The 12,895-nt window shown below is 69.6% G+C and carries 10 protein-coding genes; 7 read left to right on the top strand and 3 right to left on the bottom strand.

The features are described 5' to 3' along the window. Positions 1-56: 56 nt before the first annotated feature. From AC5WRT_RS27360 to AC5WRT_RS27345, 4 genes are all read left to right on the top strand, one after another. The gene (locus tag AC5WRT_RS27360) at positions 57-653 is read left to right on the top strand and encodes a gamma carbonic anhydrase family protein (protein WP_496100693.1); all 597 of its coding nucleotides are present in this window, start codon (positions 57-59) and stop codon (positions 651-653) included. A gap of 169 nt (positions 654-822) precedes the next feature. Then, entirely contained in the window at positions 823-1,134 is a 312-nt protein-coding gene (locus tag AC5WRT_RS27355; protein WP_496093627.1) for a hypothetical protein, read from the top strand. 444 nt (positions 1,135-1,578) lie between these two features. After that, the gene (locus AC5WRT_RS27350; protein WP_496093628.1) at positions 1,579-1,731 is read left to right on the top strand and encodes a hypothetical protein; all 153 of its coding nucleotides are present in this window, start codon (positions 1,579-1,581) and stop codon (positions 1,729-1,731) included. Then, positions 1,728-4,130: a glycoside hydrolase family 65 protein gene (locus AC5WRT_RS27345; RefSeq protein WP_496093629.1), complete on the top strand. Its 2,403-nt coding sequence runs from the start codon at positions 1,728-1,730 to the stop codon at positions 4,128-4,130. The genes AC5WRT_RS27350 and AC5WRT_RS27345 overlap by 4 nt, the downstream gene beginning before the upstream one ends. Positions 4,131-4,692: 562 nt before the next feature. Here the strand turns inward: AC5WRT_RS27345 and AC5WRT_RS27340 are convergent. The 3 genes from AC5WRT_RS27340 to AC5WRT_RS27330 all read right to left on the bottom strand — a co-directional run bounded on the left by AC5WRT_RS27340 (position 4,693) and on the right by AC5WRT_RS27330 (position 6,581). Further along, positions 4,693-5,289, bottom strand: coding sequence for an RICIN domain-containing protein (locus AC5WRT_RS27340; RefSeq protein ID WP_496100692.1), 597 nt, complete (start codon positions 5,287-5,289; stop codon positions 4,693-4,695). Then, positions 5,286-5,831: a hypothetical protein gene (locus AC5WRT_RS27335; protein ID WP_496093631.1), complete on the bottom strand. Its 546-nt coding sequence runs from the start codon at positions 5,829-5,831 to the stop codon at positions 5,286-5,288. Before AC5WRT_RS27335 ends, AC5WRT_RS27340 begins: the two co-directional genes overlap by 4 nt. A 561-nt stretch (positions 5,832-6,392) precedes the next feature. Then, on the bottom strand, positions 6,393-6,581 hold the full coding sequence (locus AC5WRT_RS27330; RefSeq protein WP_496093793.1) for a hypothetical protein: 189 nt from the start codon (positions 6,579-6,581) through the stop codon (positions 6,393-6,395). A 641-nt stretch (positions 6,582-7,222) separates the two neighbouring features. Between AC5WRT_RS27330 and AC5WRT_RS27325 the strand changes: the two genes are divergently transcribed. The 3 genes from AC5WRT_RS27325 to AC5WRT_RS27315 all read left to right on the top strand — a co-directional run bounded on the left by AC5WRT_RS27325 (position 7,223) and on the right by AC5WRT_RS27315 (position 12,830). Continuing rightward, a complete protein-coding gene (locus tag AC5WRT_RS27325) occupies positions 7,223-10,558 on the top strand; it encodes a lectin (RefSeq protein ID WP_496093632.1) in 3,336 nt (1,111 codons plus the stop codon). 372 nt (positions 10,559-10,930) lie between these two features. Beyond that, entirely contained in the window at positions 10,931-11,551 is a 621-nt protein-coding gene (locus AC5WRT_RS27320) for a DUF6230 family protein (RefSeq protein WP_496100691.1), read from the top strand. Between the two features lie 241 nt (positions 11,552-11,792). Further along, positions 11,793-12,830, top strand: a complete 1,038-nt coding sequence (locus tag AC5WRT_RS27315; protein WP_496100690.1) for a PP2C family protein-serine/threonine phosphatase — start codon at positions 11,793-11,795, stop codon at positions 12,828-12,830. Positions 12,831-12,895: the final 65 nt, after the last annotated feature.

Here is a 12,895-nt window from a genome sequence, read left to right as displayed (position 1 = left end):
GCCTGCGGCCGGACAGCCCCTTACCAAGATCTTCATGAGACTTCTAGGCTTGGGCCATGCTGATCGAACACCGTGGGCAGCGACCGGTCGTTCCCGCGTCCGCCTATGTGGCTCCGTCGGCCGTGCTGTGCGGTGCGGTGGTTCTGGGTGAACGGGCGCGGGTGCTGCATGGTGCCGTCCTGACCGCCGAGGACGGCGAGGTGCGCATCGGCCGGGATGTCCTGATCATGGAAAACGCGCTGGTCCGGGGGAGGGCCGAGCATCCGGCGGTGCTGGGTGACGCGGTGTTGATCGGACCGCACGCCCATGTCAACGGGGCGAGCGTCGAGGACGAGGTCTTCGTGGCGACCGGGGCGTCGATGTTCCCGGGTGCCGTGGCCGGGACACGCTCGGAGCTGCGGATCAACAGCGTGCTTCACGTGAACTCCAAGCTGCCGCCGGACGGTGTGGTGCCCATCGGCTGGATCGCGGCCGGCGACCCGGCGCGGCTGTTCTCACCGGACCAGCACGCCGAACTCTGGGAGGAGCAGCGGGGCCTGGACTTCCCCGGCACCGTCTACGGCGTGTCGCGGGGCACGTCCATGCGCACCCTCATGGGCCACCAGATCGACTTCTACGGGGCTCACCGGGACGACCGGCCCCTGCCCGAGTGAGCTGCCCTCGCCGGACCTACGGGGGCCGAGCCCGACCGTGTGACGGCTGGCAGCAATTCCAAGGGGATTGGCACTTGTGCCACTCGTGTCGGCTCCGGTGCCGGGAGAGGGTGGAGCGGCCCGGGACGACCCCGTGGCCGCACCGACGTCTCGTTCAGGAGTGGATCCCATGCGTTTCCTCGACGCTGCCGCCCACACCGCCGACCGCCCCTGGGGCGCCCTCGACCTGGTGGAACTGGACATGGCGACGGTCCGTCTGCACTGGAGCGACCAGCCCTACGTCTGGCACGTCAACGACGGGCCCGAAGTCTTCGTGGTCCTGGACGGTGCCGTCGACATGCACTACCGCGTCGACGGTGTCGAGCACGTCGAGAGGCTGGTGCCCGGCCGCGTGTGCTGCGTCGAGCCCGGCGACGCCCACGTGGCCCGTCCCAGACCGCAGGCCCGCGTTCTGGTCGTGGAACGCAAGGGCAGTGTGTGAGCAGTGCGGGTCGCCGAGGACCGGACGCTGGTGCCCGGTGACGTCCTGGCCGCGGCGCGCGGGGTGCCGGGCGGGGATCGCGTACGGTGCCCGGCAGCGGGCGAGTTCCTGCGGCGGGACGGCTCGAAGTCGCTGACGGACGCCTGCTGCAGGGCGCCCGCCCCGACCAGTTCCCGGCCGCGCAGACGTGGACGGCATCGCGGCCCCGGAGTACGTCATCCGCTTTCGTACGGCCTTGCACCGGAACCGGCAGACCGACACGCAACACCGCGGCAGGCCACCCCCGCCGACCACCCGCCCGTGCCGGGGACCGCGAGGGACACCGGTCCCCGGCACGGCAGCGGCGCGGGGGTCACCCCGGCGGACTCGACCGGGCGGGTGCCTTCCGGCGTGCCGCGCCGCGGCCTGACCCGGGTGCTCGCCCGCGGCTTCTAGCCTGGCGGCATGCTGGGGCTTCCTGCACACGTCCGTGCTTTCCCGTCCGACCTGGACGAGGTACTCACCCGGACCGCGAAAGTCCAGGCGGCCGCCTGGAAAGAGATGTCCGACGTCTGCCCCCGCGACCGTGACCCGGCCGGGCCTCCGGAGGACCGGTGATCACCCAGAGCTGCTTCGCGGTCGAGCCGTGGTGCCTGCGCGAGACCGAGCTGCGTCTGGACGTGCTCGCCCAGAGCGAATCGGTGTTCGCCCTGTCCAACGGCCACGTCGGGTGGCGCGGCAACCTCGACGAGGGGGAGCCGCACGGCCTGCCCGGCTCGTACCTCAACGGTGTCTACGAACGGCATCCGCTGCCCTACGCGGAAGCCGGTTATGGATATCCCGAGTCCGGCCAGACGATGATCAATGTCACCGACGGCAAGATCATCCGCCTGCTGGTCGACGACCACCCGTTCGACCTGCGCTACGGCAGACTGGTCGCGCACGAGCGGACCCTGGACTTCCGCTCGGGCATTCTCAGCCGCACCGCACGATGGACATCGCCCGGCGGCCGCACCGTACGGATCGCCTCGCGGCGGCTGGTGTCCTTCACCCAGCGAGCGGTGGCCGCGGTGGTGTACGAGATCGAGCCGGTCGACGGACCGGCCACCGTGGCACTGCAGTCCGAGCTGGTCGCCAACGAGCAGCTGCCCCGTTTCGAGGGCGATCCGCGGGTCGCCGCGGCGACCGAGTCCCCGCTGGTTCCCGAGGAACACTTCGCGCAGGACACCCGGCTACGGCTGGTGCACTGCACCGAGCGGAGCAGGTTGCGGGTGGGCGCGGCGGCGGACCATCTGATCGACGGGCCCGAGAGCGTCCGTTGGTCGGCGCAGAGCGAGCCGGACGTCAGCCGGCTGACGGTGACCGCGGACCTGGTGCCCGGGCAGCCACTGCGGCTGGTGAAGTTCGTGGCCTACGGCTGGTCGGGGGAGCGTTCGCTGCCCGCCGTGCACGATCAGGTGGACGGAGCCGTGGCGGCCGCGATGGGCACTGGCTGGAACGGTCTGGTGGCAGCCCAACGGTCGTACCTGGACCGCTTCTGGGCCGGTGCGGACGTCGAGGTGGAGGGGGACGCGCAGATCCAGCAGGCGGTGCGTTTCGCTCTCTTCCACGTGCTCCAGGCGGCTGCCCGCGGTGAGAACAGGGCGATCCCCGCCAAAGGCCTGACCGGAACCGGGTACGACGGTCACTCCTTCTGGGACACCGAGTCCTATGTGCTGCCCGTCCTGACGGTCACCGCCCCCGAGGCCGTCCCGTCGGCCCTGAGATGGCGGCATCGGACGCTGCCCGCAGCACGGGAGCGCGCGCGCCAGCTGGGCCTGTCCGGGGCGGTGTTCCCCTGGCGGACCATCGACGGCCCGGAGTGCTCCGCCTACTGGCCGGCCGGGACCGCCGCCTTCCACATCAACGCCGACATCGCCATGGCCGTAGTCCGGTACGTGGCCGCGACGGGCGACGATGAGTTCGAGCGCGGCGAGGGCCTCGACCTCCTCGTGGACACCGCCAGACTGTGGCGCACCCTCGGACACCACGACCCGGAGGGCGTCTTCCACATCGACGGGGTCACCGGACCCGACGAGTACAGCGCCGTCACCCGCGACAACCTGTACACCAACCTGATGGCCCAGCGGAACTTCCTCGCCGCCGCGGAAGCCACGATGCGCCATCCCGAACGGGCCGCGGAACTGGGAGTGGACGACGAGGAGGCAGCGGCGTGGCGGGACGCAGCTGCGCGCATGGCCGTGCCGTACAACGAATCTCTCGGCGTGCACGAACAGTCGGCCGGCTTCACCACCCTCCAACGGTGGGACTTCGAGGCGACCCCGCCGGAGCACTACCCGCTGCTGCTGAACTACCCCTACTTCGACCTGTACCGCAAGCAGGTCGTCAAGCAGGCCGACCTGATGCTGGCGATGATGGAGTGCTCTGACGCCTTCACCGACGAGGAGAAGGCCCGCAACTTCGCCTACTACGAAGCGCTGACCGTCCGGGATTCGTCCCTGTCGGCCTGCTGTCAGGCGGTCCTCGCGGCCGAGACGGGGCACCTGCGACTGGCTTACGCCTACCTCACCGAGGCCGCGCTGATGGACCTGGACGACCTGGAGCACAACACGCGTGACGGGCTGCACATCGCTTCCCTGGCCGGGACGTGGATCGCTCTGGTCGCGGGGTTCGGCGGTATGCGCCGATGTCCCGGCGGTGCCGGTGGACCGGAGCGGCTCGCGTTCGCGCCGCGCCTGCCGGAGGCGCTGTCCAGGGTGGCGTTCACCGCACTGGTCCGCAGCCGCAGGCTGCGCGTGGACATCGGCCCGTCCCGCGCGCGTTACCGGCTTCTCCACGGCGAGCCGCTGGTCGTCCTGCATCACGGGGAGCCGATGACCGTGACGGCCGAAGCGACGGTCGACCGCCCCATTCCCCCCTCGCCCGTGCTCCCCGAGCCGCAACAGCCGCAGGGCCGACGCCCGTTGGGCATGCCGACCGGGGACGCGGACGGGGACGGGGCGGCGACCCATGACTAGGGCGTGTTTCGAAAGTAGCGTCGTCCGCCCGGAGGGCGGGGTCCGCGGCGTCTGGTGCGGTGCATCGCAAGGCGGAGGGTCGTCCTCGTACCGGGCGTACGCGGACGATTGCGACAACGCGGCGAGGTGCCGTGCCAGGCGTCGCGGACCAGACGGGACTTTCGAAACACGCCCTAGTGCCGCACTGGCTTGACTCTGAAGCTTCTGTGGATCGTCAAGCTGTAGGAGACGGCCCGGGTGTGCCGCTGAATGCGGGGATCTTGAAGCGGTGGAGGTCGACTGCTCGGCGTTCGCCAGGACTTCGACCCCGGGATGCCGTGCTGGTCCAGGAAGGTTTGGAAGGCGGTCGGCGGTCTCGGTGAAGAGGATCCCTCGGTGGCTGGCTGCTGAGGCGTTCGATGTTCACGGCGATGGCCCCGCCGACGGGGACGTTCGGCGGGGCTGCTCACTCCTGCTCACTTCATCGTCACGGACCGACGGGTCCTTGATCGTTGTCACGGCATCAAGACCAACCCCGGACGGAACCGTGACGACCGGCCGGCCATCCGGCAGCGACGGCTGCCTAGTGGACCATGCTCCAGATCTGCCACTTGTTGGAGTGGTTGTCACAGGTCTTCTGGAACTGGCCGATGTCGAAGACCATGTTGTTCGCGTGGCCTGCCTGTCCCCGGTCCAGGCAGAAGTCGAACTCGGTGCGGCCCGACAGCGGGCCGGATGGCTGCCAGTTGAGGAACTGGAAGCTGTTGGAAGGGTTGCCCGGGGTGTTTCCGACCCAGGTCATGTTCCACTGGTCCCGGTAGTTGCTCGCGTCGCAGCTGTCGGTCTTGGCCTCGTAGCCGTTTCCGGCGAAGAACTGGACCCGCAGACAACGGCCGGTCCGGACGTTCTGGATCTGCACCCTGCTGTAGTAGTTGTTCACGTCCGGGGCGTAGGACGTGACGTTCCAGCGCTGGAAGCTGCCGCCGTTGCAGGGCAGGATGTACAGCGACCCGTTGTAGTTGCTGTCCAGGCAGTCGACGCCCTGGTCCTGGAGGTCCTGCAGCTGGACGTTGCGCTGGTAGGTCTCGGCGTGCGCCGTCCCCGACAGGGCGAGCGTGCCGGCCAGGGAGCCCACGGTCATGACACCCGCCACCACCGCGGTCCTGAGCTTCTGCTTCATATGCCGCACACCTGCCAGTTGTGGCTGGCCTCGTTGCCGCCGGTGGCGAAGCTGTGGCCGTTGCCGTAGTAGTCGGTCGGGCGGCAGGTCGGGATCCTGCCGCCGCTGAAGGTGAGCCCGATGTGCAGCCTCGGCTGGCTGTAGCCGTAGCCGAAGCTGTCGATGGGCACCAGGTTCGAGGACCCGTACTCGCCGTACTGGCCCAGGCTCCCGATGTCCGCCTTCCCCGCCTGGTGGCCGTGGGCGTCCTGCAGCCAGATGTAGTTGTCGCCGATCATGGACAGGTCGGCGTTCTGGTCCCAGTGGACCTCCGCGTACTCCATCCGGCAGCTCGGGATGTACCCGATGTACAGCTTGCCGAGGTGCTTGTTGGAGATGACGCCGAAGTTGTACCCGTAGAGGTCGGTCGGGTTGCTCGCCAGGACGCGGTCCGAACCGCAGGATGCGGCGTGCGCCGCCGGCGCGTTCACGGCCACCAGGCCGGACGTGGACATCAGGGCCAGCGCCCCCGCCAGGATGGACCTTCTGATCCTGAGTTTCACTGGTTGCCTCGCTTTCGGTGTACTCGAAGTAGCCCGCCCTGCGCCTCGCGCAGTCCCCGTCGGGCTTGATCCATCCTCACCGGGCGACCGGTGGCCCTCCCATGGCGTCAGGTCGGCGTCAGCTTGGCGTTTCGCGTTCGCGGCGTGTGCCCGCGCCCGCTCCGTCATGATGTGTTCCCCCTGCTTGTGGCGGCGGCCGGTCATGGCCGCCGGACGTTCGAGTTGGTTGCGCCGATCGGGCCGGCCTTGCGCGAAGCGGCCTGACCAGGCCGCTTCGGGTGGCCGGGTGGAGTCTCGTTTCCCGTACAAGTCCGTACACCCCGGACGGCCCCGGTCGGCCACCCGAATGTAGTACCGGCGGCGCATGGTGTGGGGTGTGCGGTTGCACGGTGAGGCGGGGGTTCTGGTGTCGAAGTGCACAGCGAGCCGGGAAAGGGACCTCTGGCGGCGTCAACATGATCACGGATGTGGCCATCACCTCGGCCGCCACCAACGACGGCCCGCGGGGCGGCTGGAGCGGTCGGCCGTGCCTGCCTCGCCGAGCCGGCGGTAGCGGTCGGCCTACCGCCGGGCGGTGGTCGGCGAGACCTGGAAGCGTTCCGCAGCGGGGCGCAGGCTCCAACTGTCGTCCACGACGCAGCGGGCCAGGCGCAGGCGTCCGGTCTCGGTCAGCCGTGCATTACGGTGGGGCGCGAGGGCCTTTCTGTTGGTGTAGACGTCGCGATCCACACCGAACCGGAAGGCTCTCACCTGTTCAAGATCCCTCAGCCGAGACCTGGCTCACCGTCCGCAACTCCGCGGACAGAACAACCAGCGCCGGTGCGACGGCACGGCAGATTCTCGTGCCGTACGAGGTTTCCAGACGCGAAGTCGCGGAAGGCGGGGCCGCGCTGCCGGTGCTCGGCCACCGCCCGCGCGGCCGGCCGTACGCGGCGGGGTCGCCAGGAGCCGGGGGCGGGACGGGGCACCGGGGCAGGGGTGACAACTCGACTCAGCTCACGGGCTTCTGAGGGCTGCTCACCGGTTTCGTCGCCGGGCGACCCGCGGGAGGCACTGCCTGCGTCCGCCCGGCCGTCCCGCACCAGAACCCGTGCCTCCGGTCGACCGCCGTGGCGCGGGACCAATGGCATCGGTCGCAACTTCGCGCTCAGAAAGCCCTGTTGACCTCGTTGACAGGCCCTGAGCCCAGGCGTTTCACTCGACACTCGTAAATGGCAACGTTGTCAGGCGCCTTTGGAGGCGCCCGATTCCGTTGCCTCTCACTGGCGTGCCCGCTTCTCCGGCACGTCGGCACCTGTGCGAAGCCCGAACCGCTGCGGAGGCAACCGATGGTCCGACCTCGACGTTCAGCCGCGCCACGCAACCGAAGAAGACTCCGCCAACGCCTCGCCGTGATCTGCGTCCTGGGCATCGCGGCACTCCCGTTCACCGCGACCGGCGGCGCCTACGCCGCGAGCGCCGCGGCACCGGCCCTGGTGAACGACCCCGCGTCCCTCGTCAACCCGCTCATCGGTACCTCCGGAGAGGTGGACACCTTCCCCGGCCCCGACATGCCGGCCGGCATGATGCAGTGGGGTCCCGACACGACGCCCGATCGTCCCTCCGGCGGCGGCTACGAGTACAACGACGACAAAATATCGGGCTTCAGCCTCACCCACGTCTCGGGACCCGGGTGCGGCGTCGCGGGCGACCTGCCGGTCCTGCCGGTGACCGGTGCGCTGTCGGGCAACCTCGGCAGCGCATCCGTCGGCTTCAGCCACGACGACGAGCGGACCGGCATCGGGTACTACAAGGTCACCGACGCGAACGGCGTCACGACCCAGCTGACCGACACCACCCGCGCCGGGCTGGGCACCTTCACCTTCCCCGCGGGCCGGCAGGCGAACCTGCTGTTCAAGCTGAGCGGCAGCGCCACACAGGTGGACGGCACCCGCGTCCAGGTGGTGAACGACAAGGAGATCAGCGGCTCCATCGACAGCGGCCACTTCTGTGGTGCGGACAACCGCTACACGCTGCACTTCGACGTCAAGTTCGACCGGCCGTTCACTGCCAGCGGCACCTGGGTCGGCAGCACCATCAATCCCGACGCGAAGTCGCTGAAAGCCGGCAAGGTCCGGCAGAGCCTGCGGACACAGCCGTCGAGACCGCTGAAGGAAAAGCACTTCACCGTGCCGGCGGCCCCGTCCCCGACGGTGCACGGGAGCACCGGCAAGACCTCGGGCACGCCATCACCCGCCTCCAGTGCCAGTGCGGCACCTCGGACGTCGGCCACCCAGCCCCCGACGACGGGCGCGAACGGCATGTACCTGACCTTCGACACCTCGTCCGATCCGACGGTCAAGGCGAAGGTCGGCATCTCCTACACGAATGACGCCAACGCGGCGGGCAACCTCGCCGGCGAGATCAAGAACTGGAACTTCGACGCCGTACGGCAGGCGAACCACGACGCCTGGAACGCCGTGCTGAACGAGGTCCGGATCGGCGGCGGCACCTCGGACCAGCAGGTGCAGTTCTACACCGCCCTCTACCACGCGCTGCTGCACCCGAACGTCTTCTCGGACGACAACGGCCAGTACATGGGCATGGACAACCAGATCCACAAGCTGGCCAAGGGCCAGCATGCCCAGTACGCCAACTACTCCGGCTGGGACACCTACCGCTCCCAGACCCAGCTGATGGCCATGGTCGAGCCCAAGGTCACCAGTGACGTCGTCACCTCGATGCTCAACGGCTACGACCAGACCGGCCTGCTGCCCAAGTGGGCCTCGAACAACGGCGAGAGCTACGTCATGGTCGGTGACCCGGCCGCCGGCATCATCGCCGACGCGTACGCCTTCGGAGCCCGCGGCTTCGACACGGGCAAGGCGCTCGCCGCGATGCAGCACGAGGCGACCGTCCCGAACAACGACCGCCCCGGCGAGTCGGTGCGGGACGCCAAGGGCTACCTCCCGCTGGACGAGAACGACTACGGCTGCTGCAACTTCTACGGCCCGGTCTCCACGCAGTTGGAGTACGACTCCGCCGACTACGCCCTCGCCGCCTTCGCGAAGTCGCTGGGCAGGACGGACGTCTACACGAAGTTCGCCACCCGCGCCCAGGACTGGATGAACGTCTTCGATCCGCAGACCGGCTACATGCAGGCGAAGAACAAGGACGGCCAGTTCGCGGGCGGTTTCACCCCCGGCACCTCCAACGGATTCGTGGAGGGCACGTCGGCCCAGTACACGCCGATGGTCCCGTTCGACCTGCGGCAGCTCATCCAGGCGCGCGGCGGTGACCAGGCGTACTCGTCCTTCCTGGACAGCCTGCTGGACAACATCACCGATCCCGGCAACACCAACGCCAACCTGAGCAACGAGCCCAGCGTGGAGATCCCCTGGGAGTACGACTACACGGGCCGGCCGTGGAAGACCCAGGCGGCCGTCCGCGAGGCCCAGCAGAAGCTGTACTTCAACGCTCCGGTCGGCTCGTTCGGCAACGACGACCTCGGCGCGATGAGTTCCTGGTACGTCTGGTCCGAACTGGGCATGTACCCCGAGACCCCGGGCACGGACACCCTGGCGCTCGGCAGCCCGGTGTTCCCGGTCGCCGAGGTGACCCTCGCAGGCGGCAGGACGGTGCAGATCAAGGCGCCGCAGGCGGCACCCGACGCCCCCTACGTGCAGGCCCTCGACGTCAGGGGCAAGGAGTGGAAGGCGTCCTGGCTGACCTACCAGCAGTTCAAGGGTGCCGGCACGCTGGACTTCACCCTGGGCACCCGGCCGGACACGTCCTGGGCGTCCGACCCGTCGGCGGTGCCGCCGTCGGACACCACGGGCGGCGACAGGGTGCTGGCCGCTACCGGCCCGTCCGACGGGTTGGTGCTCCAGCCGGGCGCGTCCGGTGACGCCACGCTCGACCTCACCGACCTCGGCGGCAAGGACGTCACCGTCGACTGGAAGGCGACGGTGCCCTCCGGTGTCACGCTGGACACCTCCTCCGGTTCGGTGGACGTGCCCGCCTCCGGCAGTGCGGAGGCGAAGGTCCACGTGACAGCGGGCGCGAACGAAGGAACGTTCCCGGTCACCTTCGCGCTGACCGACCACAGCACCGGGACGGCACTGAACGGGGCGGCCCTCCGCGTGGCCGTGGCGAAGGCCGGCGAGCTGTGGCCGTACGACACCAACGAGGGCATCTATCCCGACGGCACGAAGTTCTCGGGCGGTTTCGACGGCGGCGGCTGGGCGTTCTCGCAGAACGCGCTGTCGGCGGCCGGCGTCACCAGCGGCTCCACGGTCACGGTCGACGGCATCGCGTACACGTGGCCGACGGTGGCGTCCGGCCGGCTGGACAACCTGGAGATGGCCGGCCAGACCATCCCGATGCCGGCCGGCACGTCGGGTGCGTCCCTGGGCCTGCTGGGCACGGCGACCAACGCACCGACCGACGGCAGCGGGGTCTCGGGGACGGTGACCGTCACCTACACCGACGGCACCACCTCGAAGGCGACGGTCGCCTTCTCGGACTGGACGCTCAATGCCGGTTCCAGCAAGCCGCTCCCCGGTGAGACCACGGCCGTCACGACGGGCTACCGCAACACCGGCGGCGGAGGCCGGGACGGTGTGAAGACCTACGTCTTCGCCACCGAAGTCCCGCTCGACGCCTCCAGGCAGGTGGCGTCCGTCACCCTGCCCGTGACGGGCTCCACCGGCACCGACCACCTGTTCGCCTACGGCTTCGGTCAGTAGGAGCCGCCGGACACCGAGCGAGTGGGCCGGTTCCCGGGGCGCGAGCCGCGGGGACCGGCCCCTCGTGCGGGTCCGGGCGGGTGCTGCCGTCGCCGAGGGTGGGCGGCGGCTGCTCCTGCACTCGCCGGACGACCGATCGCGCGCATGTGCGCGGCAGCGCGCGGGCTGCGCGCGCCGGATCGAAGGCGCGTCGGATCGGGCGTCTTCGCCACCCGCGAGGTGCAGTCGTCCTCGTCGCCGTCACTCGAACGGCAGGCGTGGAGTGCGACCGGTTGCCGCACCCGGAACCCTAGGATCCGTATGCCGGGCAAATAGGATTCAATCATGCTTTTTCGGCATGGACGGGTTGGCCGCGCAACCGAAGGAGACGGGATGTCGCACTGCGCCGGGAGAACCCGTTGGAGGCGCTTCGCGGTGGTCCTGCTGCCCGGGGTCGCGGCGTCCGCGGCGATCTGCGTCGCCATGGCGCAAGGTGTGCTCGCGGCGTCGTTCTTCGTCTCCGGCCGGAAGTTCCAGATCGCCGCCGACTCGTTGACCGCCCGTGGCGTCAGCCAGTACGGCATGGTCGACGTGACCAGGAAACACGAACTCGTGCCCGTCATGGTCAGCGGTTTCCGGCATGCGACGATCAGCGGGCTGTGCCAGTCGATTGTCGTCGACATCCCGCTGCTGGGCGCGCAGACCCTGCGGCTCACCGGCGGCGAGCGGCCGGCCGAGGCGTCGGACCTCTTCATCGACGAGACGTCCGAGACGGCCGAGGATGCGAACTTCACCGGCCTGGACATCGGTGTCGCTCAGGGTGCCATCACCAAGGGCCCGGTCAGGCCCGGAGACGAGGGCTCGCGACTCTTCGACCCCGACGGCATCGGCCAGCAGGCCGTGTCGACCACCCTGACCGACTTGCGGGTGAACGCGGGCGCGGTGTCCGCCGGCACGTTCAACGTTCCGGGTCTGCGCGTCCGGCTCGAGCAGGGCGACCACGCCTGCCCTTGACCTGGCCGCCCCCTGCGGGGCACCCCGGGTCACGGCATCGGTTCCTCCTCGCGGAGCGGGCGTGCGGCACCGGTCCTCGTCGATCCTCGACGGATCTGCCGTACGCCGAGTGGTGGAGCGCTCGCGTCGTGGACCTGCATGACTGTCATATGCCGTTATGCTCCTTTTTATGCCCTGGATCGGGTGGATGCGGCCTGGAGGCCCGCTTCGTAGGCGGTGGAGTCTCGTCCAGCTCGCGCCGGTGATCTTTACTGTGGTCGTCACGGGTCTGGCGTTCTCCACTCCGAGAAAGGTCGCCTTCAGCCGGCTCCTGACCGCCGTACCCGCCCTCGCGGCGTCCGTCTGGCCCGTGCTGCCCACCCTTCTGCTGGGAGCGGTCTGCATCGCGGTCATGATCGGGCTGAGTCTTGTCTACCCCGACCTGGGTACCTGGTTCACCGTGGGCGCCATCGCGGCCGTCACTGTGGCTGCCGCGTACGCCTGCCGCATCCGCATGCGGCGGGAAGAGGCGTTCCTCCAGCTTCGCCTGGTCGCCGACGCGGCACAGAAAGTGCTCCTGCGTCCCCTGCCGCACCACGTCGGCCGCATCGAGATCGAGTCGATGTACGTGGCAGCCGCCGCGCAGGCACGCATCGGCGGGGACTTCTACGAGGCCGTCGCCACCCCGTACGGCGTGCGACTGATCATCGGCGACGTGCGAGGCAAGGGCCTTCCCGCCGTAGGAGCGGCTGCCGCGGTGGTCAACTGCTTCCGGGAGGCCGCGTACGAGGAGCCGACCCTGGAGGGCATCGTCCGCCGCCTGGACGCCAGCAGCACCCGGCACAGCTGTACCCATCCGGGCGAGGACCTGCTGGAGCATTTCACCACCGTCGTGCTCGCCGAGTTCGACCAGGGCGACCGCCTCCGGCTGCTCAACTGCGGGCATCCCCCGCCGCTGCTCCTGCGTGACGGCGAACTGCGCGTCCTGGCCCCCACCACCGCCTCGCCGATGCTCAACCTCGCGGCACTCATCGGCACCGACTACACCACCGACACGATCGTCTGCGCCCCCGGGGACCAGCTGCTCTTCTACACCGACGGCGTCATCGAGAGCCGCAACGGCGAGGGCGAGTTCTTCGCTCTGCAGGACTGGATGCGCCGCCAGGCCCCGGCTGGGCCCAGGGTGCTGCTCGACAGTCTGCACCGGGATCTCCTCCGGCACGGCGGCGGTGGACTCGGCGACGACGTCGCAGCCCTCGCGGTGCGCGTCCGCGACAGTTCGGCGGAAGAGACCGCCTGAGCCACCCGCCGCTGTCGCCGTACGGATACCTGGCCTCACCGGGAGGCGCCGCTCGCCCGTACGGC

Source organism: Streptomyces sp. NTD91 (assembly GCF_059510455.1).
This window is presented reverse-complemented; position numbering and strand designations above follow the sequence as displayed.